20 protein-coding genes are annotated in these 25,636 nt (G+C 39.8%); 8 read left to right on the plus strand and 12 right to left on the minus strand.

Translation table 11 applies throughout. The annotated features are described in order from the left end of the window. The first annotated feature begins 161 nt into the window (after positions 1-161). On the plus strand, positions 162-1,274 hold the full coding sequence (locus tag M3P19_RS04365; RefSeq protein WP_249656409.1) for a DUF2911 domain-containing protein: 1,113 nt from the start codon (positions 162-164) through the stop codon (positions 1,272-1,274). A gap of 68 nt (positions 1,275-1,342) precedes the next feature. Here the strand turns inward: M3P19_RS04365 and recG are convergent, their stop codons facing one another. Then, positions 1,343-3,448 (minus strand): ATP-dependent DNA helicase RecG, encoded by a 2,106-nt coding sequence (recG, locus tag M3P19_RS04370; protein ID WP_249656804.1) that lies wholly within the window; start codon positions 3,446-3,448, stop codon positions 1,343-1,345. Between the two features lie 97 nt (positions 3,449-3,545). Here recG and M3P19_RS04375 point away from each other — a divergent pair, with 97 nt between their 5' ends. Both M3P19_RS04375 and M3P19_RS04380 read left to right on the plus strand, forming a co-directional pair. Next, on the plus strand, positions 3,546-5,579 hold the full coding sequence (locus tag M3P19_RS04375) for a M1 family metallopeptidase (protein WP_249656410.1): 2,034 nt from the start codon (positions 3,546-3,548) through the stop codon (positions 5,577-5,579). After that, positions 5,576-6,490 carry a patatin-like phospholipase family protein gene (locus M3P19_RS04380; protein ID WP_249656411.1) on the plus strand — a complete coding sequence of 305 codons (915 nt, stop codon included), beginning with the start codon at positions 5,576-5,578 and terminating at the stop codon, positions 6,488-6,490. Before M3P19_RS04375 ends, M3P19_RS04380 begins: the two co-directional genes overlap by 4 nt. Before the next feature lie 3 nt (positions 6,491-6,493). On the opposite strand, the gene M3P19_RS04385 is transcribed toward M3P19_RS04380, so the two are convergent. The 5 genes from M3P19_RS04385 to M3P19_RS04405 form a co-directional block, all read right to left on the minus strand. Further along, positions 6,494-7,012: a DUF7935 family protein gene (locus M3P19_RS04385; RefSeq protein WP_249656412.1), complete on the minus strand. Its 519-nt coding sequence runs from the start codon at positions 7,010-7,012 to the stop codon at positions 6,494-6,496. A gap of 89 nt (positions 7,013-7,101) precedes the next feature. After that, entirely contained in the window at positions 7,102-7,875 is a 774-nt protein-coding gene (locus tag M3P19_RS04390) for a hypothetical protein (RefSeq protein WP_249656413.1), read from the minus strand. Positions 7,876-7,911: 36 nt separating this feature from the next. Then, positions 7,912-9,486, minus strand: coding sequence for an FMN-binding glutamate synthase family protein (locus tag M3P19_RS04395; protein WP_249656414.1), 1,575 nt, complete (start codon positions 9,484-9,486; stop codon positions 7,912-7,914). A gap of 1 nt (position 9,487) precedes the next feature. Then, positions 9,488-10,762: an amidohydrolase gene (locus M3P19_RS04400; protein ID WP_249656415.1), complete on the minus strand. Its 1,275-nt coding sequence runs from the start codon at positions 10,760-10,762 to the stop codon at positions 9,488-9,490. 10 nt (positions 10,763-10,772) lie between these two features. Then, a complete protein-coding gene (locus M3P19_RS04405) occupies positions 10,773-11,312 on the minus strand; it encodes a DsrE family protein (RefSeq protein WP_249656416.1) in 540 nt (179 codons plus the stop codon). A gap of 130 nt (positions 11,313-11,442) precedes the next feature. Between M3P19_RS04405 and M3P19_RS04410 the strand changes: the two genes are divergently transcribed. Then, complete coding sequence (locus M3P19_RS04410) at positions 11,443-13,767, plus strand: ATP-dependent helicase (protein ID WP_249656417.1); 2,325 nt, start codon at positions 11,443-11,445, stop codon at positions 13,765-13,767. A 48-nt stretch (positions 13,768-13,815) separates the two neighbouring features. Here the strand turns inward: M3P19_RS04410 and M3P19_RS04415 are convergent, their stop codons facing one another. After that, the gene (locus M3P19_RS04415) at positions 13,816-14,577 is read right to left on the minus strand and encodes a hypothetical protein (RefSeq protein ID WP_249656418.1); all 762 of its coding nucleotides are present in this window, start codon (positions 14,575-14,577) and stop codon (positions 13,816-13,818) included. 148 nt (positions 14,578-14,725) lie between these two features. Between M3P19_RS04415 and M3P19_RS04420 the strand changes: the two genes are divergently transcribed. Beyond that, positions 14,726-15,346, plus strand: a complete 621-nt coding sequence (locus M3P19_RS04420; RefSeq protein ID WP_249656419.1) for an L-threonylcarbamoyladenylate synthase — start codon at positions 14,726-14,728, stop codon at positions 15,344-15,346. A 51-nt stretch (positions 15,347-15,397) separates the two neighbouring features. On the opposite strand, the gene M3P19_RS04425 is transcribed toward M3P19_RS04420, so the two are convergent. The 3 genes from M3P19_RS04425 to M3P19_RS04435 form a co-directional block, all read right to left on the minus strand. Continuing rightward, positions 15,398-16,270 (minus strand): OmpA/MotB family protein, encoded by an 873-nt coding sequence (locus M3P19_RS04425; protein ID WP_249656420.1) that lies wholly within the window; start codon positions 16,268-16,270, stop codon positions 15,398-15,400. A 95-nt stretch (positions 16,271-16,365) separates the two neighbouring features. Then, positions 16,366-17,367 carry a glycosyltransferase family 2 protein gene (locus M3P19_RS04430; protein WP_249656421.1) on the minus strand — a complete coding sequence of 334 codons (1,002 nt, stop codon included), beginning with the start codon at positions 17,365-17,367 and terminating at the stop codon, positions 16,366-16,368. Positions 17,368-17,379: 12 nt separating this feature from the next. Beyond that, a complete protein-coding gene (locus M3P19_RS04435; protein WP_249656805.1) occupies positions 17,380-17,826 on the minus strand; it encodes a type I restriction enzyme HsdR N-terminal domain-containing protein in 447 nt (148 codons plus the stop codon). A gap of 131 nt (positions 17,827-17,957) precedes the next feature. Between M3P19_RS04435 and M3P19_RS04440 the strand changes: the two genes are divergently transcribed. Next, positions 17,958-18,674, plus strand: coding sequence for an SGNH/GDSL hydrolase family protein (locus M3P19_RS04440; protein WP_249656422.1), 717 nt, complete (start codon positions 17,958-17,960; stop codon positions 18,672-18,674). Between the two features lie 22 nt (positions 18,675-18,696). Beyond that, complete coding sequence (gene holA / locus M3P19_RS04445; protein ID WP_249656806.1) at positions 18,697-19,698, plus strand: DNA polymerase III subunit delta; 1,002 nt, start codon at positions 18,697-18,699, stop codon at positions 19,696-19,698. Position 19,699: 1 nt separating this feature from the next. On the opposite strand, the gene M3P19_RS04450 is transcribed toward holA, so the two are convergent. Next, positions 19,700-20,077, minus strand: a complete 378-nt coding sequence (locus M3P19_RS04450) for a DoxX family protein (protein ID WP_249656423.1) — start codon at positions 20,075-20,077, stop codon at positions 19,700-19,702. A 199-nt stretch (positions 20,078-20,276) separates the two neighbouring features. On the opposite strand from M3P19_RS04450, the gene M3P19_RS04455 reads away from it, so the two are divergent. After that, a complete protein-coding gene (locus tag M3P19_RS04455) occupies positions 20,277-23,057 on the plus strand; it encodes a M16 family metallopeptidase (protein ID WP_249656424.1) in 2,781 nt (926 codons plus the stop codon). Between the two features lie 33 nt (positions 23,058-23,090). Here M3P19_RS04455 and M3P19_RS04460 read toward each other — a convergent pair whose 3' ends face one another. Then, the gene (locus M3P19_RS04460; RefSeq protein WP_249656425.1) at positions 23,091-25,502 is read right to left on the minus strand and encodes an alpha-ketoacid dehydrogenase subunit alpha/beta; all 2,412 of its coding nucleotides are present in this window, start codon (positions 25,500-25,502) and stop codon (positions 23,091-23,093) included. Positions 25,503-25,636 lie beyond the last annotated feature (134 nt).

Genomic DNA, 25,636 nt, shown 5'->3' on the forward strand with positions numbered 1-25,636 from the left:
CATGATATACCTCCCAATTGGTACTGATTAAGCATAAACGCTTGAATTTTAACACCTATGTTTCCTTTTTAACAAAGCTGTAACGCTCTAGGTGGGTTGAGGTTTCTACTTTAGGGAATCGACCTAAAAGTTTATTCATTAACAAAATCAAAAACGAACAAATGAAAAAAAGTTACAAGGCCATGTCGGCCCTAATCCTTGTTGCAGCACTTTGTTTCTCCACGAGTGGTTTTGCACAATTGACCTTTCTTCCAAGAGGGAGTCAAATGGCAAAAGTATCTCAGCGAATAGGAACAACTGATGTAAGTGTTGTGTACTCAAGGCCAAGCGTAAATGACCGAGAGGTTTGGGGCGCTTTGGTACCTTATGGGATGAACAACCTTGGATTTGGTACAGCTACGGAATCTCCTTGGAGAGCTGGTGCCAATGAAAACACGGTTTTCAAAACCACACATGACTTGACCATTGGAGGTAAAACACTTCCTGCCGGAAAGTACGGTCTGCATATGATCGTAAACGAAAACAACACTGCAACCATTATTTTTTCAAAAAACAATACGGCATGGGGAAGTTATTTTTACGAGCCGTCTGAAGATGCGCTGCGCGTAGATGTGGACACGAAGGAAGCTGCTCATGTTGAGCAACTGACCTATACATTTATTGACGTGGATGCCACCTCAGCAGTTGTTGCCTTGAATTGGGGCGAAAAGCAAATTCCATTCAAGGTGGAAGTTGACGTTACCAATAATGTCTTGGCCAGAATTCGCAAAGAATTTCAAACTACTCCAGGATTTACCAGACAATCGTGGGAACAAGCAGCGAACTATGCCCAAAACAACGGAGGTGACTTGGATGAAGCTCTTGGTTGGATCAACGCAGCTAGAGAAGGTCAGTTCTTTAGTAGAAAAACGTTCAATAATGCGTTTGTTAAAGCGCAAATTCTAACGAAGCAAGGAAATACTGCGGCTGCTGATGCGATAATGAAGGAAGCCTTGCCAATGGGTACGGTGTTAGAAGTGCATGGCTATGGAAGGCAGCTTATTGGGCAAGGTAAGAACCAGGAGGCATTGGATGTTTTCAAATGGAACGAAAAGAACCACAAGGGAACATGGCCAGTACATTATGGTTTAGCCAGAGGGTATTCCGCAATGGGCGATCATAAGTCCACAGTTAAACACTTAAAAATTGCATTGCAAAATGCACCCGCTCAGCCAAATAAGGATAGGGTTCAAGCGAATCTTGACAAGGCTGAAAAAGGAGAAGGAATCAACTAAATTTAGTTTTCATAGGATTTAATAGGAAATGCCCGGGTAAAACCGGGCTTTTTTTATGGTATATAATTTCAACTGATATACCCCCAAATATCTTTTCCCATAGCTAGCGTAGCATAGGCATTTTTAACCGATGCATGTTCAGGGTTTTGGAGCGCGGGGTCTTTTTTCAATAATTGAAGGGCATGGTATCTAGCGGTCTGTAATATTTGATTATCCTTTACGATATCTGCAATCTTCAAATTGAGCAATCCGCTTTGCTGTGTGCCCATTAAATCCCCAGGTCCACGCAATTTCAAATCAACTTCGGCAATTTCAAAACCATCGCTGGTTTTTACCATGGTTTGCAATCTTGTTTTGGCATCTTCAGATAGTTTGTTGCCAGTCATTAAAATACAATAACTCTGATCCGCACCACGACCTACTCGACCCCTCAATTGATGCAATTGGGAAAGACCAAATCGTTCAGCACTTTCAATGATCATGACTGAAGCATTTGGCACATTCACACCAACTTCAATTACGGTAGTAGCAACCATGATTTGTGTTTCACCACGGACAAAACGATCCATTTCGTAATCTTTATCCGCAGGTTTCATTTTTCCATGTACAATGGAAATCTGATATTCCGGCATAGGGAAATCCCGTGCAATACTCTCATAGCCGTCCATCAAATCTTTATAATCCAAAGCCTCTGATTCTTTGATCAAAGGATAGACAACATAAACCTGTCGCCCCTTTTTGATTTCATCTTTGATGAACTGGAATACCTTCAAACGGTTAGCGTCAAAACGATGTACGGTTTTTACCGGTTTTCTTCCTGGAGGGAGTTCATCAATTACGGAGACGTCCAAATCTCCGTATAAACTCATGGCCAAAGTTCGAGGAATAGGCGTGGCGGTCATCACTAATATGTGTGGCGGGGTATTGTTTTTGTGCCATAATTTGGAGCGTTGTGCCACGCCAAATCGGTGTTGTTCATCAATGATGGCCAGTCCCAGGTTGGTAAATTGCACTTTGTCCTCTAAAACTGCGTGTGTACCCACTAAAATATGAAGATCTCCGTTTTGCAATGCTTCGTGTATGCGATTGCGTTCCGATTTTTTGGTGGATCCAGTCAACAATGCTATCCCCACATTCATTTTTCCCAAAAGTTCCTTGAGACCATGGTAATGTTGGTTGGCCAAGATTTCAGTTGGTGCCATTAAACATGCCTGAAAGCCATTATCTATGGCAAGTAAAATGCACATCAAGGCAACTATGGTTTTACCTGACCCTACATCACCTTGCAGTAGACGATTCATTTGCGCGTTGCTGCCTAGATCATTTCGAATTTCCTTAATTACTTTTTTTTGGGCGTTGGTAAGTTCAAAGGGTAGATGTTTGTTGAAAAACGTGCTGAAGTTTTCACCCACCGCTCCAAAAGGAAGTCCTTTGATTTTTTGCTTTCGTACGAGTTTTTTGGAAATTAACTGAAGCTGTACAAAAAACAGTTCTTCAAATTTTAGTCTGAATTGGGCTCTAGCCAATAACTCTTGACTTTTGGGAAAGTGAATATTGAGCAAGGATTCACTTTTTGGTAAAAGTCGCAACTCTTCCAATATATAAGTTGGAAGTGATTCTTGAAACAAACCTTTTGATTCCAACAGAAGTTGCTGAACCATTTTACTTATCACTCTATTGGTTATGCCTTTGGCACTCAATTTTTCGGTGGATGGGTATATGGGTTGCATTGAAATCTTGAGTCCTTGTTGGTGTTCCTTCAACAATTCCATTTCTGGATGTGGCATGGAAAAGGTACTGCCATACCTATTGACTCTACCAAAGACCACGTAGGGTTCATTAAGTTTAAGGTTTTCGCGAATCCATTTTTGCGCTCTGAACCAAACTAATTCCATTTCTCCTGTTTCATCAACAAACTTCGCTACCAAACGTTTTCCACGTTTTTGCTCCACCGTTTTGAGGTGTATAATTTTTCCAACTACTTGCACATCGGCACCACTGGATTGCAATTGGGAAATCTTATAGTATTGGGTTTTGTCCAGATATCTATTGGGAAACAAATGCAGTAAATCCCGATAAGTTTCAATGCCTAACTCACTTTTAAGGGTATCGGCCCTATTGGGACCAACACCTTTAAGATATGGGATGGGAGTTTGAAGAAAATTGGGATTCATCGGACTAAAATATGTAATTTGGAAAGACTTTTGTATACGCATTGCTATGAAGCTCACATCAGTAATATTAATATGTAGTTTACTACTTGGCATCCCTATGGCCAAGGCCCAGTCCGATGTGGATTTCAAAAGGTTGATTGCCGAGATTAAGCCCATACCCGTGAATAAAGAAATACAGGGTCAGGGTGTTTATACTTTTCAAATGAACAAGAAAGTGGATTCCATTTATCTTGACGCGTATAACATGTTGTTTTCCGAGATTACTTTAAATGGTAAAGCTGTTGCCCACAATAATTCAGGAAAGCAATTCTCCATAAAGGCACCAAAAAAAATAGGGGAATACCAATTGGGGTTGTCATTCAAGGCAAAACCCAAACAGACCGTTTATTTCTTGGGGTGGGAGGATAGTATTGACGGGAACGAACAGATTTGGACCCAAGGCCAAGGAAAATATACCAGTCATTGGCTTCCAAGTTTGGACAATATGAATGACAAACTGGAATTTGACCTTAGTTTCTTGATGGAAGCTCCCTATAAGGTAATTTCAAATGGTGCACTTTTGCGCACCCAACCAAAAGACGGATTAATCGAATGGCAATTCAATATGGAAAATCCGATGAGTAGTTATTTGGTGGCTTTTGTTATAGGTAAGTTTGAGAAAAAGACGATTACTGCGTCATCTGGGATTCCGTTGGAGTTGTACTATGAACCCAAGGATAGTCTAAAAGTAGAACCAACGTATCGTTTTTCTAAAAAGTTGTTCGACTTCTTGGAGCAAGAAATTGGAGTTGCCTATCCTTGGCAGAACTACAAACAGATTCCTGTTCAGGATTTTTTGTACGCGGGTATGGAAAATACAGGTGCAACCGTATTCTCAAACACTTTTATGGTAGACTCCGTTGCTTTTAAGGACAAAAACTATGTCAATGTGAATGCACATGAGATGGCGCATCAGTGGTTTGGAAACTTGGTTACCGAAGAGAGTGGGGAGCATCATTGGTTGCATGAAGGCTTCGCTACGTTTTATGCATACTTGGCTGAAAAACAGATTTTTGGAAAGGATTATTACTATTGGAAGTTGTTTGAAACCGCAAAAGCCCTCCAGAATTTTTCAGGTGAGGGCAATGGTGAAGCATTGACCAACAGTGCGGCAGGGAGCCTTACGTTCTATGAGAAAGGAGCTTGGGCCTTGGTAATGTTAAAAGAAAGAGTAGGGGGCGCCGCTTTTAAAGAAGGCATTCAAAATTATTTGGAAAAATTTGCATTTCAGAATGTGACCATTCAGGATTTTATGTGGGAAATTGAAAAAGCGTCAGGTATGAAGTTGACGGATTTTGAAGAGCAATGGTTACAAGAATCAGAGTTTCCTTTTGACAAGGCAAAGGCCTTTCTAACACGTAATAATACTAGCATCAAAAGATATTTTGAAATTAAAAAACGGATTGAGGCGAATAAAACTAACAAAGAATCTGAACTAACTACAGTCTGGGAAGATTTGGGCTCGGAGCGACTAAAAGAGCAATTGATGCTTGATTATAGTGAGCAACTTTCGTTCAAGATGTTAAAGGGCATACTAAATGATGAAAAATCGAAGGTTCGTCAGGCAGTAGCCTTAGCCACGGAAAAGGTACCAGAGGAATTAAGAATGGATTTTGAACAGTTATTGGACGATAATAGTTATAAGACCATTGAAGCGACCTTGTTTAGATTATGGTCAGATTTTCCGGAGCATCAAAATAGGTATTTGGATAAGACCATAAATATCATTGGTTTTCCAAATAAAAATGTACATCTGCTGTGGTTGACATTAGCTTTGGTCAGTCCAGATTATGAAGTTCAATCCAAAAAGGAGTTTTTTGATGCCTTGAATGCTTACACCGGTGCCGAACATCATTTTGAAGTGCGCATGTTGGCTTTTCAATTTCTAAAAAACATTGGAGGTTTCAACAATTCCAGTTTAAAGAACTTAATCGAGGCTTGTAATCACCATGTGTGGTATTTTAAGAAATCATCGCGTAAAATGCTGAAGGAATTTTTAAAGAATGCAGATAGTCAAAGTCGGATTCAGGAGATTTACCCGAGCTTGACCCTAGAGCAGCAAAAATATTTAGACCAAACTTTAGGCAAATGAGGGCATTGGTGATTTCAGGTGGCGGAAGTAAAGGTGCGTTTGCTGGTGGCGTTGCCCAGTTTTTAATTGAAGAAGCCCAGCATAAGTATGACTTATTTGTTGGTACTTCTACGGGAAGTTTGTTGATTTCCCATCTCGCTTTGAATAAACTGGCAAAGATTCGGGAAATTTACTCTTCTGTAAATCAAAATAGCATTTTTGACAATTGCCCTTTTGTCATCAAAAAAAAGCATGGTATAGAAGTCATTTCCATAAATCACTGGAATGTGGTCAAAAATTTTATCCGAGGTAAAAAAACGTTTGGAGAAAGCGAGAACTTGCGCTGGCTAATACGCAAGTCCATTACCCCTCAGGAATTTGAAGAACTCAAAGGTGGTGACACGGATGTTATCGTTACCGTTTCCAATCTTTCCTTGAATCAGGTAGAATACAAATCAATAAAGGATTGCACATACGAGGAGTTTTGCGATTGGATATGGATATCATCCAATTATACACCTTTTATGAGTTTGGCCAAACGTAATGGCTGCGAGTATGCCGATGGGGGATTGGGTACACTGGTACCCATTGAGGAAGCATTAAAGCGTGGGGCCACCGAAGTTGATGTGGTGGTGTTGCACACCGAAGTAAATTACCTTAATCGTATGCCCGTACGAAACCCTTTTGAATTGATTACAACTATTTTTAGTTATATGTTGGATCGCATTGAAAACCAAAATATTAGAATAGGAAAGCTTGTGGCCAATCAAAAGGACGCTATTATAAACTTTTACTATACACCAACTGTTTTGACCACCAATTCATTGGTATTCAATAAAGAACGGATGACTTTATGGTGGAAACGTGGCTACTTATATGCCAAAAACAAAAATGAAGAAACCAGTCCTATTGACCCAGATCACATGGATTAGGTGCTACCACAATTCACTAACCTCGTTTTTAATAAAGGCTAAGGCAGTAGAAGAAGGCGACTGTTTATCCATGGTTTGATTTAATATATCTTCCCTAAGCTTGTCTGGAGAATCCGTATCACTCATTCCAGCAGAACGAATCATTTGGATGGTTGCATTTTTAGCTGCTTTAATAATGTTCCAACATTCATCGGACATATAGATTTGCTGGGATAGGTTATGCTCAAATTCAGATTCAATTTGCTTGATCAGCAAGTTTTCATAGTCGCTTTTATTTTTGGTTTTAGGCGCAACTCGCACTACTAAACTGTTTATGGCTATACGTTCTAAAAACAAAACCATTCTTTCATAGGCTTGTAAGCGAACCGGAAGGGTGTCTTTCTGGGAATCCTTATGCAACAAGAAACGTCTTCTGCCGTCTTCGTTCCTAGTATGTAATCTAAAAAAGTAAAATGCTACAGCTCCTGTCACTACTGCGGGTAATAGGAAGCCAAATAGTTGGAAAATATCGTCTCCACTCATGGGTTAGTTTGGTTTTTTGGATTTTATACCATCAAGAACGCAACTAAGCCCTAAAAAGTATGGGTGAGTTCCCTAAAAAGTATTGAAGTTTAGTTTGTGGCCTTGATATCAGTTTTCACTTTATCATAAAAAGCCTTGTAATCAGGTTGTAGGCTAACGGCGACACCTTCTTTAAAATTCCCGTCTTTTACCGCGACATCAACTTTTTCAAGCGGCACAGACAGTGTACCTACTAGCTCTTTGGCCACAGCCGAAGCTTGATCATAGGTAATTGCAAATTCCCCTGTAATATTCAAGCCATCTACCTTAGCTGATAAATTGGGGCTTGCCAAAAGGACTTTCGCAATTTGACTAACCCAAAGTTTACCTTCATCAGTCAATGCAGTACCTGTATCAGAACCAAACAATTTGGTAAGACTACCGCTTAAAATCACAGCGCCTTCTGAAACATTGGCATTGGCATTTTCACCCATGGTCTGTTTTATTCGAGTCAATAGCACGATGGACGTGGAGTCACCGGAAGCTATCATATCTGTTATTCCACTAAGTTGTTTTTCCTTACGTTCCAGTGCAGCTAATGTTTTGGTTACATTCTCGCTGTTCTTTTTAGATAATTCTGAAAAGCTGCTGAGGTTTTTCAATAGCGTAGCGTTGGCATCACGTAAACCAACATTTTCACTTTCCAAGGCTTCCGCTTTGGCATTGGAAGAGGAAATATCACGTTTAGCTTCGGCCAATTCTTGTTGGACTTCGCCCAGCTGAGCTTCCAAATCATCGATTTGGGCAAAGAGTTCGCTCTTCTTTTGAGCCATACCAAGGGAGCAAATCAATACACTAAATAGAAAAAGTAATTGTTTTTTCATAAGTAAGAATGTTGGTTAAATCTATCGAGGTCAAAATTAGGATGTTTTTTCGGATATCCGACTTCCTCCTAGATAAACACAATCATAAAGTTCTTGCATATTGGTAAACGGCACTTCAGTTTTGGTATATCCATAGACCGCTTCAAGATCACTACTTAAATAATCATCATCTACATTTACTTGAACATCATTCATGTTGAATTGACAAGGATGTTCGTAGCCTGCGGCATGGGTTATTTCCAAGAATTCCTTTCTAAAGGTTTTGAAGTATTGAGCCAATCTGTCGGATTTTAGCGGAATGTTGATACCGTTTTGAAGCCATTTACTTTGGGTTGCCACACCAGCCGGACAGCGATTGGTATGACATATTTGTGCCTGAATGCACCCTATACTCATCATGGCCTCGCGTGCCACATTGATACAATCAACCCCCATAGCAAAAGCCATGGCCGCCTTTGCAGGAAATCCTAGCTTGCCACTTCCAATAAAAACAATACGTTCGGTCAATCCTCTTTCTTTAAATATTCTATAAACCGATGAAAAACCATAGACCCAAGGCAGGGAAACATGATCAGCAAAGCTTGGTGGGGCCGCCCCGGTACCGCCCTCGCCACCGTCAATGGTGATGAAGTCCGGACCATGACCGTTCTTTTTCATTAAATCGGCCAATTCTTCCCATTGGTCCAGTTTGCCAATAGCGGCTTTTATTCCTACCGGCAATCCAGTTTCTTCTGCAATACTTTCAATGAGCTCAAGCAATTCTGAAATCGTATTGAAGGCCTTGTGCGTTGAAGGTGAAAGTACATCCTTACCTACTTCCACACCTCTGATTTCGGCAATTTGCTTCGTTATTTTAGCTCCAGGGAGTACACCTCCTTTGCCAGGTTTTGCACCTTGCGATAGTTTAATCTCGATGGCTTTGATACAAGGGTTTTCATCAACAAGGATTTTCATTTTCTCCATTGAAAAATTTCCTTCTCTAGAGCGAACGCCAAAATAACCTGTACCGAAATGAAATACCACATCACCGCCGGTTCTGTGATAGGGGGAAAGACCTCCTTCACCAGTATTATGGTAAGCATCGGACTTGCCCACGCCTCGGTTTAAGGATTCGATGGCCTTGGCAGACAATGAGCCAAAACTCATGGCGGAAACGTTAATAACGGAAGCAGGTCGGTAAGGTTTTCTTCTTTTATTATAAGCTCCGATAACCTTTGCACATGGTAAAAAGTAAGGGTCATTACTATTAGGATGATTGGCAGGGACTTGATAACCAATCATAGCATTTTTCACAAAGATGTGCTGATGCGCATAAATGTCACGATCAGTTCCAAATCCTTCATAGTTGTTCTCTTTCTTGGCTGAAGCATAGATCCAACCACGCTCAATACGATTAAAAGGTAGTTCTTCTCTGTTATTGGCTACGAAATATTGCCGCATTTCCGGGCCAATACTTTCCAGCCAATATCTTAAATGCCCAATAATGGGGAAGTTATGGCTAATGGTATGGGCTTTTTGGAAGAAAATATCCCTTATTGCAACAAGACCCAACAAAACTAGTATCCAGGTCCACCAAGGTGTTTCCGCCAAAAAATCCATTACCATATCCATATTACATATTTAAATAGTCCAGTGTCAATTCGGTCATAGCCTTCACACCTAATTGCATTCCGGCGTCATCAATTAGAAAATCCGGTGTGTGATGAGGATAGGACTCGGTATTTCCGGGTGTCATTCCCCCTAGGAAAAAGAAAAAACCAGGAACATCTCTTTGATAGTATGAAAAATCCTCTGCACCGGTAATCGCCTTTTGTGCAATTACGTTTTTATCTCCAGCCACACGGCCTAATGTTGGTAACATTTGACGTGCCAACTCAGGGACATTGAAGGTGATGTCGGTTGCATCTTTAATTTCACATGTTGCTTCACCACCATAGGCTTTTGCAATATCTGCTACCATTTCCTTCATTCTTTTATTGATATGATCCTTCATGTCATAATCCAAGGTGCGGATAGTTCCTAACATTTCAGCTGATTCAGGAATGATGTTGAATCGCACACCACTTTTAATTTTACCTACAGTGATTACTGCTGCTTCATTAGTTAAATTGGCTTCACGACTGATGATGGTCTGTAATCCATCAATGATTTTGGCACTGATTAAAATTGGGTCAACACCACTCCAAGGTTGTGAGCCATGACTTTGCTTTCCTTTCACTTTTATGGTAAAGCTTTGTGCAGCAGCCATTGTGCCTCCAATCTTGTAGCGAATGGTTCCTACCGGAGTTTGCGAATTGATGTGAAGTCCAAAAATGGCATCTACATCAGGATTTTTCAGCACACCTTCCTTAACCATCATCAATGCACCACCTTCTTCCCCAGGAGGTGCTCCTTCCTCGGCAGGTTGGAAAATAAATTTGACCGTTCCTTTTATTTTATCCTTGTTATTGGCTAGGATTTCAGCAACGCCCATTAATATTGCTGTATGTGTATCATGTCCGCAGGCGTGCATTACCCCAACTTTTTCACCAAGAAACTCTGAAGTAACTGTCGATTTAAATGGTAGGTCATTACGCTCTGTAACAGGCAAAGCGTCAATGTCTGCTCTAAGCGCAACTACCTTACCTGGCTGGTCTCCTTTTAAAACACCAACTACCCCGGTATGGGCTACGCCAGTGGTAACCTCAATACCCAAGGATTTTAAGTGGGTCGCTATTTTTTCTGCTGTTTTGAATTCGCGGTTACTTAGTTCAGGATTTTGGTGAATGTCATGGCGCCATTCTATAACTTTTGATTCAATTGCAGCATAATCTTTTTCCAAATTTGGACCCTGGGCCCAAATGGTTATTGTTGTCAGAAACAACAATAGGGTGTTCATTTTTCGCATATAGTCAGTATTAAAATTTTATAAGTTGATAGCCTTGTTGTTGCAATTGTAAAATTGCTGTCAGAGCAGATAATGCTATTTGTGATCCTGGAATTAAATCTTCTTTGGGAAACCCTCTTGAATTGGAAGACTGGCCACATAAAATTACCTGGACATCAGCTTCAAGTAGTGATTCAATCAATTGCTTATTTGGATTGTTTACACCATATCGTTTCATATAGGCCGTGTTATGAATAATATCTTTTGATGCCTTATTGTGGACTACAAGTGCCACTTTCAGCTGGGAAGCAGGTACGCCAGCTTGGGCGTGCATATTTAAAAAACGGGCAGCCGTTTCAATTGAACGGTTGATTTCTTCATGCGATTCCGGACTGTTGTAAATATCAAACACAACCTTGAACTCGTTGGTTGTATTGGTTTTAAAATCAGGATTTTCTACTTTCCAAACCTGGCCAAAATCTGAGATTACAGGACCCGCTTTTTTCTCTTGTGAACTTAAGGTCAAGCTTATTAAACAGCATATCAATAAGCTAAAGGGATAATATTTCATGCTTAAAACAATTCAGCATTAAATATATCAAATTCGATAGGAATTACACTGTTTATAAGTATTGAAAGGATGATTTTAGCATGATGCCATTATTGGCTATTTTCACCTTTACTTTTAAAACTACTAGGAGTTGGAGAATTTTTTGGAAGAACTGAATGATGCGCAACGTGCTCCGGTCTTGCATAAAGACGGTCCATTGATGGTGATAGCAGGAGCAGGTTCTGGTAAAACCAGGGTACTTACCTTTCGAATTGCACATTTGATGGGTCAAGGTGTGGATGCCTTCAATATATTGGCGTTGACCTTTACCAACAAGGCGGCAAGGGAGATGAAAAAGCGTATTGCAACTATTGCCGGTAGTTCAGAAACGAAGAATTTGTGGATGGGTACTTTCCATTCCGTTTTTGCGAAGTTGCTCCGATACGATGGTGACAAACTCGGATATCCCAGCAATTTCACTATATACGACACACAGGATTCCCAGCGGTTGATTGCTTCCATAATCAAGGAAATGGGATTGGACAAGGACATCTACAAATACAAGCAGATTCAAAATCGAATTTCGTCCTATAAAAACAGTTTGATTACGGTCAAGGCCTATTTCCAAAACCCCGAACTGATGGAGGCGGATGCGATGTCCAAAAGGCCACGTTTGGGAGAAATTTACCAAAATTATGTAGATCGATGCTTTAAAGCAGGGGCTATGGATTTTGATGATCTTTTGCTTCGGACCAATGAATTGCTTACACGATTTCCGGAGGTATTGATGAAGTATCAAGATAGATTCCGGTATATATTGGTAGATGAGTATCAGGATACCAACCATTCTCAATATCTAATCGTAAAAGCACTCTCGGACCGGTATCAAAATATTTGTGTGGTGGGTGATGATGCGCAAAGTATTTACTCCTTCCGTGGTGCCAACATTAGCAATATCTTAAATTTCCAAAAGGATTATGATGATGTTGCTGTTTATAGATTGGAGCAAAACTATAGGTCAACAAAGAATATAGTCAATGCGGCCAATTCCATAATTGCCAAGAATAAAAATCAGTTGGAGAAGGTGGTGTGGACTTCCAACGATGAAGGTAATAAAATTAAAATCCATAGAAGTGTAACCGATGCCGAAGAGGGTAGATATGTAGCGGGTTCCATTTTCGAAAATAAGATGCAATTGCAGCTTCAAAATGGGGAGTTTGCAGTACTATATCGTACCAATTCGCAATCCAGGGCAATTGAAGATGCTTTGCGAAAAAGAGATATCCCTTACCGTATTTACGGTGGACTTTCATTTTATCAACGTAAGGAAATCAAGGATGTCTTGGCATATCTGCGTTTAATTGTGAACCCTAAAGATGAAGAAGCGCTTAAAAGGGTCATAAATTTTCCGGCACGCGGCATCGGACAAACCACAGTTGATAAGCTAACAGTGGCCGCAAATCACTATGGCCGGTCCATTTTTGAGGTTATGGAGCACCTTAAAAAATTGGAACTGAATATCAATGCTGGAACCAAACGAAAACTGGAAGATTTTGTAACCATGATCAAAAGTTTCCAGATCATGAATGAAGGCACTGATGCTTTTACCTTGGCAGAGCATGTTTCCAAAAAAACAGGGCTACTTCTTGAATTCAAGAAAGATGGTACTCCGGAAGGAATTGCGCGTATGGAGAATATTGAGGAATTGCTTAATGGTGTCAAGGATTTTGTAGAAGGACAAAAAGAGTTGGTGGATGCAACTGGAAGCCTAACCGAATTTTTGGAAGATGTAGCATTGGCCACGGATATGGATGCGGACACCGGCGATGATGACAGGGTAGCTTTAATGACCATTCATCTGGCCAAAGGATTGGAATTCCCATATGTCTACATTGTTGGTATGGAAGAGGATTTGTTTCCGTCTGCCATGAGTATGAACACACGTAGCGAATTGGAAGAAGAACGAAGACTCTTTTACGTAGCCCTCACACGTGCAGAAAAACAGGCTTTTCTTACGTACACCCAAAATCGCTACCGTTGGGGTAAGTTGATTGATGCGGAACCAAGTCGTTTTTTAGAGGAAATTGAAGAACAGTATGTTGAGAATCTCACACCTGTTAGTGACGGCTACCGATTCAAATCGATGATCAATGCTGATATTTTTGGGGAAGTGGACAAGAGTAAGTTACGGCAAGTAAAGCCACAAAATGGAACACCCCCAAGTGTTAAGAAACCCAATGAAAATCAATTGCGTAAACTTCGCAAGCTAAAACCTGGAATTTCCTCAACCACCACTAACACCATGGATCCAAATCTGGTGGAAGGTTGTACGGTGAATCACACACGCTTTGGAAGAGGCAAAGTTTTAAAGATTGAAGGAGTGGGTAACGATAAGAAAGCGGAAATCCAATTTGAACGGGGTGATATCAAGAAGTTACTTTTACGCTTCGCTAAATTGGAGGTCATTGATGGCTAACCAAAGCATTAAATTGGACATCTTCAAACATCCTTAGCGTAATAACGTTTAATGCAAATCAGCCAATGATTGAGCTTCAACATATTGACTATCATGTAGATTGTGTTTAAGTTCCAACGGATGGTATTTTGTGGAATTCGCTTTGACTTCAGGAATGATTATTAAAGAACCATCCATTTCAATATTGAAATCCTGAGCGGATTTTATTGAATTTTTGTGGTCAGGGAAAATAGCTTTTTGCTCCAATTGCCCACTGTTCAAGCTATAGGCGTCCAATCTGTAGAGATTGGATTTTCCATTTGTGCCATGCAACAGATAGGAGCGTTTATTATTGCTGACTATACTATGAATTTCATGAAAATAAAGTGGTTTACCGTATAATGAAGTAGGAATTACTTTTTTATTTTTTTGATACAGCGCAATATTTTTAATTCTGGGGAAAGCACCCTCTAATCCGGTATCCCAAGAAAATACGGCAATTTTGGCATCATCGGAAATGGACATGCTAAATTGATGCGAGTTTGAATCGTAAGCGGTATACACCTCACGCAAAAGCTTTTGGGAATTGATGCGTTCCACCGCTTTTCGGAGTTCCTCATTGATAAGCATCGCTAAATCTGAATACGCTGAATCGCTCTTATCAAGATCTTGTAATGCCAATAGGTGGAAATCCATAAAAGATACCAATGCACTCCCATTTGCAAATTGATTTGGAACTTTATGTTTTTCCGAAATTTTTGGGTTGCCACAGTTGCTTGCCAAAAAAGCAATCAAAAAAACAAGGATTAAGTAATATTTAGATGAATTCATCAGTATGGGTTTTTAGGTTGAACAGGGTAAAAATGAGTGTTTTACCATTTGAATCACGCCCTAAATTGATGGATAGCCCATATGAATTGACGAAAGCTACTTTTGACCCTATCTTTGTGAAAAGATGTGAATTAAAAGCAGCAGGAAAATGGCGGAATTGATCAAACTTTATGAGGAAAATCCAAATCCAAGGCAATTGGAAAAAATCGGTAATGTTTTGCGTAAAGGAGGATTGATTATTTACCCAACGGACACCGTTTATGGCCTAGGTTGCGACATTACCAATACAAAGGCTTTGCAGCGTATTGCCCGTATTAAGGGTATCAAACTTGAAAAAGCCAATTGGTCCTTTGTCTGCGCAGATTTAAGTAACCTTTCTGACTTTGTTCGCCAGATAGACACATCAACTTTTAAAATTCTGAAACGGGCATTACCGGGCCCTTATACGTTTATCTTACCGGGAAATAACAATCTACCTAAAGATTTCAAAAAGAAAAAAACTGTAGGTATTCGTGTGCCAGATAACCAAATTGCGCGTGCACTGGTGCAAGAATTAGGAAACCCTATTGTCTCTACCTCTATTTATGATGAAGATGATATTTTGGAGTACACTACAGATCCAGAACTCATTTATGAGAAGTGGCAAGATCTGGTTGATATAGTGATTGATGGTGGTTATGGAGGTAATGTGGCTTCAACGGTGATAGATTTATCAAGTGGTTATCCCGAGGTAATTCGCGAAGGAAAAGGCGAGTTGGATTTTCTATAAATAAAAAAAGCGACCCGACTTGGATCGCTTTTTCTGGTTTTTTTATTTCGATTAGTTGCCAGAGCCACCAATTGCTGGGTCTTTCATACCTTCCTCGATCATGTTGTAGAACTGGTCGATTTTTGGTAGAACAACAATACGAGTTCTTCTGTTTTTGGCTCGCTCTGCTGCTGAGTCATTAGAAGCCAATGGTACATAGTAACTTCTACCTGCTGCAGTCATACGCTTTGGATCAACATTAAAATCGTTTTGAAGTGTACGTACAATTGAAGTTGCACGTTTAGCACTCAAATCCCAGTTATCTACAAGAACACCACTGGAATAAGGTACATTGTCTGTGTGACCTTCAACCAAGAATTCAAAATCAGGTTTGTTGTTTACCACTTTGGCAACTTTACCTAAAACTTGTTTGGCTGCATTGGTAATGTTATAGCTTCCACTTCTGAATAACAATTTATCGGAAATGGATACGAATACTACACCTTTCTCAACACTTACTTCGATGTCTTCATCATCCAAGTTGCCCAATACTCCTTTCAAACTTTGAACCAATGCAAGATTTACAGAATCACGACGTGTTACAGCATCTTGCAATTTTCTGATAGTCAAATCTTTTTCACGTAAACTTTCCAAGGATTTTTCCAAGTTCTCCGCACCTTTTGCGGTTAATGTGGTAAGGTTACCCATGTTGTTGATCAACTCTTGGTTGTTGGCCTTTAAGAAGGCGTTTTGATCTTCTAGGGTTTTTAATCTTGAAGAAGTAGTTGCACTTTCTTCCAAACAGTCGTTCAATTTAACGGTTGCGGAATTTAAAAGGTCTTGGGTCTCTTTGTGTTTCGCCTCTAAATCGGCATATTTTTTTTGAGATACACAAGATGACAATAAGATTGCCATAGACAAGGTTCCGAGGAAAACTTTTTTCATTGTACTGGGTATAAATTATGAATTGTTAGATATTTCGCTACTTAAATTATCAACCAAAATTAGAGAAAATGCTATGTAGACTCTGTCTGGTGTCGTTAATCTTTTACTAAAATGTTAAATCTTTTCACTTGATGTACGAAGTGTGACCACACTATGGATGTTGTGGAATAATATTTTAATAAAAAATTGGCTTTTTCCCTTTTTCGGTAAAGTTTTCTAAAGTTACTATAAAAACTAAGATGCGCACGTATAATGGCTAAGCAATGTCCAAATTTAAATTGCAATATAAATCTTAATCCTGCAATTCCATCCAATAACAACCTACTGCCAACAATTGGCAAAGCGACTTTGCCAGGAAGGTTTTTGGTTATGGAATACAATGAGTTCCTAAAATTTAAATAGGTTTTTTTTGGATCCATATTCTTCAGCGTGGATCCACCCAAATGAAACACTGAACTTTCACCTACATATAAAACTTTATGACCTCTGTTTTTAGCTCTCCAACAAAGGTCAATTTCCTCTTGATGCGCAAAATAATCTTCATCAAAGCCATCCAATGCTTTAAAGACGTCACTTTTTATGAACATGCAGGCACCCGTTGCCCAAAAGACTTCTTTGATGTCATTGTATTGCCCCTCATCCTTTTCAAGGGCTTGAAAAATTCTTCCGCGGCAAAAAGGATAGCCCAATCGATCTATAAAACCACCGGCGGCACCAGCATATTCAAAATATTCAGGACGTTTTAAATCCAGGATTTTTGGTTGAATGATAGCGGCATCGGAGTTATTTTGAAAGGCTTTAATTATAGGTTGTAGCCAATTTGGACTTACTTCCACATCTGAGTTCAACAAACAGAATATATCGGCATCAATATGCTTTAAACCATCGTTATAACCCTTTGCAAAACCTCCATTGGACGTATTGACAACCAAACCGATTTCGGGATAGGATTGTTGTAGAAATCGTACGGAATCATCCGTACTATTGTTATCAACAACATAGATGCTAGCTTCCTTGGAATGTTCTACTACCGAAGGCAGGAAACGCTCCAACAAGGATTTACCATTCCAATTAAGTATGACTACTGCAAGCTTCAAAACGGCAGCAAATTAACGGCTAAAATCAGGAATTTCCTTCAAAAATTGATATTTTTCACGTTCCTGATCCATTTTGCAATAATAATGGTTCAATCCATTGGTGACCATTAGGTATTCAGCATTAAGGAGTAAGTTGTATCGGGCAATTTGGTCAAAGGTACTTTGACTTATTTTCACTTCTGGTGCTTTGCACTCCACCAGTAAAGTAATAGCACCTTTGGAATCGTAAACGACCACATCATATCTCTTTTTCATTTGATTTACGACCAATTGCTTTTCAACATTCACCAAACTCTTTGGGTATTTTTTAGTTTCAGTTAAATAATGTATCACATGCTGACGCACCCATTCCTCTGGTTGTACCATCACAAATTTCTTCCGAATGATATCAAAAATTTGGTACCCTTTTTCGCTATTTTTGATTCGAAATGAATATTGTGGAAAGTCCAGTACTTGCATAGTCCAGTTTATATGGATTTTGAACAAATCGAGTAAATCAAAAGCCAGACCTCTAAAATCGGGATATTTTTCCACAGTAATTTAGCTGAAACTGCAAATTGTTGTTATTTTAGGATTTGAACCCATTTGAAATGAAAAAAATCAAGTTCGCTTTCTTGTTTATTTGCTGTAGCTATATGTTTGGCTGTTCAGAAAGTCAGAAGGATGTCCCTGTTGATGGAGGGGATAACGGCAGGGAAGAAGTTAGGGAGGATGATAACGATAATGACGATGACGATGAATTGTCTGGCAACGATTTTAATTTTCTTTTCATCGGCAACAGTCTTACTTACACCAATGACCTCCCAAGTTTGGTAAAAGAAAGAGCGGCTTTGAATGATATTGAGATCGGCATTAAAATGATCGCTTTTCCAAACTATGCCATATTGGATCATTGGGCTGAAGGTATGGTGCAAACGGAAATTGAAAGTGAAAAGTATGACTTTGTAATTATACAACAAGGTCCTTCCTCTCAAGAGTTTGGCCGGGAAGTGCTCATAGAATACGGCGAGAAATATAAGGAACTATGTGACTTGCACGACGCCGAATTATGCTATTATATGGTTTGGCCCCCTTTAGCCAATTACGATAGATTTGACGCAGTAATACAAAACCACAGGGATGCGGCTACCATGAATGATGCAACCTTGCTTAGAGTAGGCGAAGTATGGAAAGATCATTTTGATAGTACTGGTAATTTCGATTACTATGGTCCGGACAACTTCCATCCATCACTTAAAGGAAGTCAAGCAGCTGCCAATGTGATAGTGGAAGCGTTGCTGCTTGAAAAACGTGAACCACAAAACTAATTTTCCGAAGTATTGGAATTTCATGGATAGGGTAAAGGAAATTGTAGCTGATATAAAAGAAGGAAACCCAAAACCGATTTACTTTTTAATGGGGGAGGAGCCCTATTATATTGATAAGATATCGCAATTTATTGGGGAAAATATCCTTGGCGAAGACGAGCGTGGTTTTAACCAAATGGTACTTTATGGGAAAGACACTTCTGTGGATGAAGTAATCGGTAATGCCAAACGTTTTCCTATGATGGCCGAACATCAGGTGGTGATTTTAAAGGAGGCACAACATCTCTCAAGGACCATAGAAAACTTTACGGCTTATGTGGAGAATCCTCAACCCACAACAATTCTGGTTATTTGCTATAAGTACAAAAAGCTGGATAAACGGAAAAAACTATACAAAGCCGTAAAAAAACACGGTGAGCTTTTTGAGAGCAAAAAGTTGTATGAAAATCAGGTGGCGGACTGGGTAAGACGAACTTTGGCCGGCAAGAAATACAAAATCGCGCCTAAGGCAAGTGTTATGTTGGTTGAGTTTTTGGGTACGGACCTTAGCAAAATCAGTAACGAATTGGACAAACTGATGTTAATTGTCCCGTCCAATGTTGAAATTACACCGGAGCTTGTAGAGCAGCATATAGGGATTAGTAAAGATTTCAACAATTTTGAATTAAAGAAGGCCATTGGTGAGCGGAACGTACGCAAAGCAGCTAGAATAGTGGATTATTTTGCTCAAAACCCAAAAGACAACCCCTTTGTTGTGACCATAACATTGCTGAACACTTTCTTTACGCAATTGCTACAATACCATGGATTAAATGACCATTCTCCAGGAAATGTTGCCAAAGTATTGGGCGTTAATCCTTATTTCGTCAACGAATATGCCATTGCGGCCAAAAACTACCCTATGAAAAGGGTAAGTGCCATTATTTCAAACCTAAGAAAATTGGATTTGAAAGGAAAGGGAGTTGGTGCCAGTAATATGGGGCAAGCTGATTTACTGAAAGAAATGTTGTCAGCTATTGTCTAACCTATTTTTTATCCACACTGTATTTACCAGGTCCTAAAAGGAAAACAACAATAAAGATCACAGCGAACAACAAGGCTTTCTCTTTGGTTCCAAAGGGGTCAGCTCCATGAACAATAAATGCTGCAACAAGCATAACGATTGCGGTAGGAATGGAAGCCCATCGGGTTTTGAATCCGATTATCATCAAAACAGGACAAACAAACTCTCCTATTACAGTTAAGAATAAGGAAGGACCCTCACCAATTCCTATTGGATTGACAAATTCCATATTGCCGTTTAACAGTTTTTGAAATTTTGGGAAGCCGTGGGTGAGCATAAAAGCGGAGGGTACAATCCTTAAAATCGCTAATCCAAGATGGATCAATAGATTATTTTTCATTGACGGGGGATTTAGTTTCCGTGAATGTATAAATTAAGTTGCAAGAAAAGAAGGATGTGCAATAAAATTTCATGTTGGAGATGTCCGAAAAAGTAGGATTTCAATCTCCGTATTTCCGAAAACCGAATTTTTGGATACTATAAATTCATTACCTTGCCCTGCAAAGTTAACATCAATCACATAACGAAAACTACTTGTCATGAAACGACTCTTTTCCGTTTTAATCATGGTATTGTTTTGTGTGGAAGCCCAATATGGACAAAGCTTCCAGTTTAAAGCAGACCAGATTGAAATCCCTTACAAAACATTTAATTTACCCAATGGATTAACGCTGCTGGTGCATGAAGACCATAAGGCTCCCATAGTTGCGGTCAATGTATGGTATCATGTAGGTTCCAAAAACGAAAAACTTGGAAAAAGTGGATTTGCCCATTTATTTGAACATTTAATGTTCAATGGAAGTGAGAATTACAATAAGGATTACTTTCAGGCCCTGGAAAGCATTGGAGCTACAGATTTAAATGGTACTACGAATACAGACCGTACCAACTATTTCCAAAATGTCCCAACTTCAGCCTTAGATCAAGTGCTCTTTTTAGAGTCTGATAGAATGGGCCATCTTTTGGGCGCAATAGACCAAGAACGCTTGGATGAACAACGGGGAGTTGTTCAAAATGAAAAAAGACAAGGCGAGAACCAACCCTATGGCATGCAATGGGACTACCTCACAAAATCAATGTATCCCAAAGGACATCCTTATTCCTGGACAGTTATCGGGGAAATGGAGGATCTGAATGCAGCATCATTGGATGATGTTCATGAATGGTTTAAATCCTATTATGGCGCAGCCAATGCGGTATTGGCCATTGCCGGTGACATAAATCCAGATGAAGTATACCAAAAAGTACTTAAGTACTTTGGCGATATTCCAGCGGGTCCAACCCTGGAACGGCAAGAAGTAAACATTCCTGAACGCAATTACGATACCTATCAAGTCTATGAAGATCGTGTACCAGAAACAAGGGTGTTATTTGCATGGCATACACCGCAGTTAGGTGCCAAGGAAGATCTCCATTTTGATTTGATTTCCGCCATATTGACCAATGGCAAGAATTCCAGGTTGTTCAAAAAATTTGTTTACGATGACCAAACAGCGAGCAGCGCTGTATCGTTTCAAGCTTCTGGGGAAATTTCAAGTCGATTTGTTACCTGGTTGAATGTTAAACCTGGACAAGACGGCGAATTGTTGGAACAGCAGTTGGAAGCGGAGATCGCCAAATTTTTGACAGAGGGCCCAACCGAAGCAGAACTCAACAGGGTTAAGGCAGCCTATTTTTCAAACTTTATTCAAGGTTTGGAACGAATAGGTGGTTTTGGAGGTGTATCGGATCGGCTAGCATCCAATCAAACATATTTTGATGATCCTTCGTACTATAAAACCATGTTGAAATTTGTAGAAGACGCTACCGTTGAAGATATAAAACGTACCGCAAACAAATGGTTGATCAAAGGCAAACATGTGTTGGTATGCAATCCGTTTCCCGAGTATAGTGTTGAACAATCAACCGTAGATAGATCAGTGCTGCCAGCATTAAGTGAACAAAAAAGTTCCAAATTTCCAATGTTGGAAAAAGCACAATTATCAAATGGAATGGAGTTGATATTGGCCAAAAGGACTGGAGTGCCAACCGTAGTGGTAAACATGGTTTTTGATGCAGGGTACAAGACGGACTATTTATCTAGCCCGGGAACCGCGCAATTGGCGATGAATTTGATGGACGAGGGAACTAAAAACCTGAATTCACTACAAATCAATGAAAAGTCACAGCTGCTTGGTGCTAGCTTGAACACATTTTCAAACCAGGACCAGTCCAACGTTATGATGACTACCTTAAAACAAAGTTTTGATGCTAGTTTGGACTTATTTTCAGATGTGATATTGAATCCTGTTTTTCCACAAGAAGAGTTCGATCGTTTGAAAAACGAACAAATCAACAATATCAAAAACGAGAAATCCCAGCCTGTTTCCATGGCACTTCGGGTAATGAACAAATACATGTATGGTAATGACCATCCATATGGTAATCCATATACAGGAACGGGTTTTGAGGAAACAGTTCAAAAGCTGACACGGGATGATGTTGTAGGGTTTTATAATACGTGGCTGAAACCAAACAATGCTACTTTGATCGTGACGGGGGATATTGAGATGGATGATTTAAAATCCAAAATAGAAAGATCGCTTGGGAAATGGAAAAAAGGAGAAGTGCCTACCATCACATTTAATGAACCCAAGACCAGCTCCAAGAACACCCTTTATTTGATGAATAGGCCAGAATCTCAGCAATCGGTTATTATTGCTGGGCACTTAACGGAAAAATATGGAGACTTGCCTGAAGTAGCCGTGGAGCAAATGGTGAGCATCCTTGGGGGGGACTTTACCTCTCGAATAAACATGAATTTAAGGGAGGATAAGCACTGGTCTTATGGCGCCAGTGGATTTGTTCTTGGGTCTAAAGAAAAACGACCATTTATTGTTTATGCCCCTGTGCAAACTGATAAAACTTCAGAATCAGTAACCGAGCTGCGAAAGGAGATTTCAGAATTCATATCTACACGACCAGTTACCCAAGCTGAATTGGATAAGGTAAAAACCAATCAAGTGCTGAGTTTGCCAGGTCAGTGGGAAACCAATTCGGCGGTAAATACTTCAATCCGCAACTTATTACGTTATGATTTACCTGATGATTATTATCAGACGTATGATCAAAGCGTCCGCAATCTTTCTTTGAAAGATGTACATGAAGTAAGTAAAGAAGTAGTAAAACCTGAGGCTGTCAATTGGTTTATGGTAGGGGACAGGGCCAAGATAGCAACCAAGTTGGATGCATTGGGCTTTGATAATATCATAGAGATAGATGCTGATGGCAATCCGTTGGTACCGTCGGTGCAACAACCTGATGAAGAACTGAAAAACTAATCAATTAATAAGCCCCAAAGTTTGGGGCTTTTTTTATCTTAATCTTGGATAGGATTCCGGATCTGATTCGTGCATAATGCTATACACTTTTTCAAATATATCTTCTGCATTGGGCTTGGAGAAGTAATCGCCATCAGAAGCATAGGCGGGCCTATGGGATTTAGCTGTTAAGGTTTGTGGAGCGCTATCCAAATATTTATAACCTTCCTGATTTTCCAATATCTCCTGTAAAAGATAAGCAGAACATCCTCCGGGCACATCCTCGTCAATAATCAGTAATCTATTGGTCTTTTGAAGGCTTTTTACCATATTATGTTCTAAATCAAATGGCAATAATGATTGTGCGTCAATAACCTCTGCATCTATCCCAACCTCCAAAAGTTCATTGGCTACTTTCTGAACAATCCGTAATGTTGATCCATAGGACAATAAAGTGATATCATTACCTTCCTTTAAGGTTTCCACTTTTCCAATTGGCGTAGAGAATTCGCCCAAGTTGGTTGGTTTCTTTTCCTTCAAGCGATACCCATTTAAGCTTTCAATAACAATGGCCGGTTCATCACTTTTCATCAACGTATTGTAAAATCCAGCCGCTTGGGTCATGTTTCTTGGTACCAATATGTACATACCACGTAATAGGTGAACCAAACCACCCATAGGTGAACCTGAATGCCAGATGCCTTCAAGACGATGTCCGCGAGTTCTAACAATTAGTGGCGCTTTTTGCTTGCCCACCGTTCTGTACATCAAAGTAGCTAGATCGTCACTTAACGTTTGAATGGCATATAGGATGTAATCCAGGTACTGAATTTCAGCAATTGGTCTTAATCCCCTCAAAGCCATACCAATACCCTGACCAATAATAGTAGTCTCCCGAATACCAGTGTCCGCTACACGTAGTGGCCCATATTTTTTCTGTAAACCTTCCAGTCCTTGATTTACGTCCCCAATGTTACCCGTATCCTCTCCAAACACAAGTGCTTCTGGATATTTTGAGAAAAGTGCGTCAAAATTATCTCTAAGAATAACTCTACCATCCACTTCCTCGGAGATAGTATCGTAGGTTGCTTCTTCTGAATTAACGGTAATCGCATTGTTTGTAAGTTCACTGTACAAGTGGGAACTAAACTTAGGTTGCGATTCCAAGAGGAAATTCTCAATCCATTGTTGTAAAGCCAACCTTTCATTGGTGTTTTCACCTAAAAGGTAACGTAACGCCTTTCGTGCTTTGCTAGCCAAATCTTTTTTGATAGGCTCCTCAATGGCGATTAAATCGTTTTTGATTTTATTTACAAAGGTTCGGTTTGGGCTTTTTGCCCCTGCATTTTCTAAGAGTTGAACCAGTTGTTTTTTGGCTTGGATATGGGGTTGAAGGAATTCGGCCCATGCTTCTTTTTTAGCGGCTCTGACCTTTAATTTAATTTCCCGCTCCAGTAATTTCAGTTCCTCTTCGGTTTTGATTTCATTTTCCAAAATCCATTCGCGAAAACGTTTGTTGCAATCATTTTCACGTTCCCATTCTAGACGTTCACTGGATTTATAACGTTCGTGAGAACCAGAAGTAGAATGTCCTTGAGGTTGTGTAAGTTCCGTTACGTGTATCATCACTGGCACATGATTGTCCCTAGCGATCTCTGAAGCATTTTCAAAAGCATGGATCAAAGCTGTATAATCCCATCCATTAACTTTTAAAATTTCGTAACCTTCTCCTTTTTCATCTCTTTGCAGCCCTTTCAACGCTTCTGAGATATCTCCTTTGGTGGTGTGGAATTCTGCGGGTACTGAGATACCATAGGCATCATCCCAAATACAAATTACCATTGGCACTTGCATAACGCCTGCTGCATTCAGGGTCTCAAAGAAATGCCCTTCACTAGTACTTGCATTACCAATAGTTCCCCAAGCAACCTCGTTACCATTGTTGGAAAATTTTGACTGATCTATATTCTCCAGGTTGCGATACAACTTAGAAGCTTGAGCCAATCCTAAAAGGCGTGGCATTTGACCTGCAGTACAAGAAATATCAGCGCTACTGTTTTTTTGTTTGGTAAGATCTTTCCATGAACCATCTTCATTCACACTATGCGTAACAAAATGACCGCCCATTTGCCTCCCGGCACTCATTGGTTCTTTTTCTAGATCTGTTGTGGCATATAGTCCGTGGAAGAATTCCTTTGGGTTCAAGTAACCCAATGCCATCATAAAAGTTTGATCTCGATAATAGCCACTTCTAAAATCCCCGTCTTGAAAAGCTCTTGCCATCGCCAACTGGGGTAGTTCTTTACCATCACCAAAAATTCCAAATTTGGCTTTTCCCGAGAGAACTTCTCTTCGTCCTAGCAAGCTACATTCCCTGCTGGTCACGGCAACCTCATAATCCTTAAGGATTTGCGATTGAAAATCATCAAAGGAAATTTCGTTGCTGGTCTTGGAATGGGGTTTCATTGGCTAAGCGGATTTGGTGCAAAAATACAAAACGCGAAGGAGAATGGCAATAGCGCGCCTTGTTAATAATGTGATAATTTGATATCAAAAATGTGATTTACGAAGAAATAATTCAAATAAATGGAATTTTACAC

Origin of the sequence: Flagellimonas spongiicola (assembly GCF_023502425.1) — a bacterium.
In the GTDB taxonomy this organism is placed as follows: domain Bacteria; phylum Bacteroidota; class Bacteroidia; order Flavobacteriales; family Flavobacteriaceae; genus Flagellimonas; species Flagellimonas spongiicola.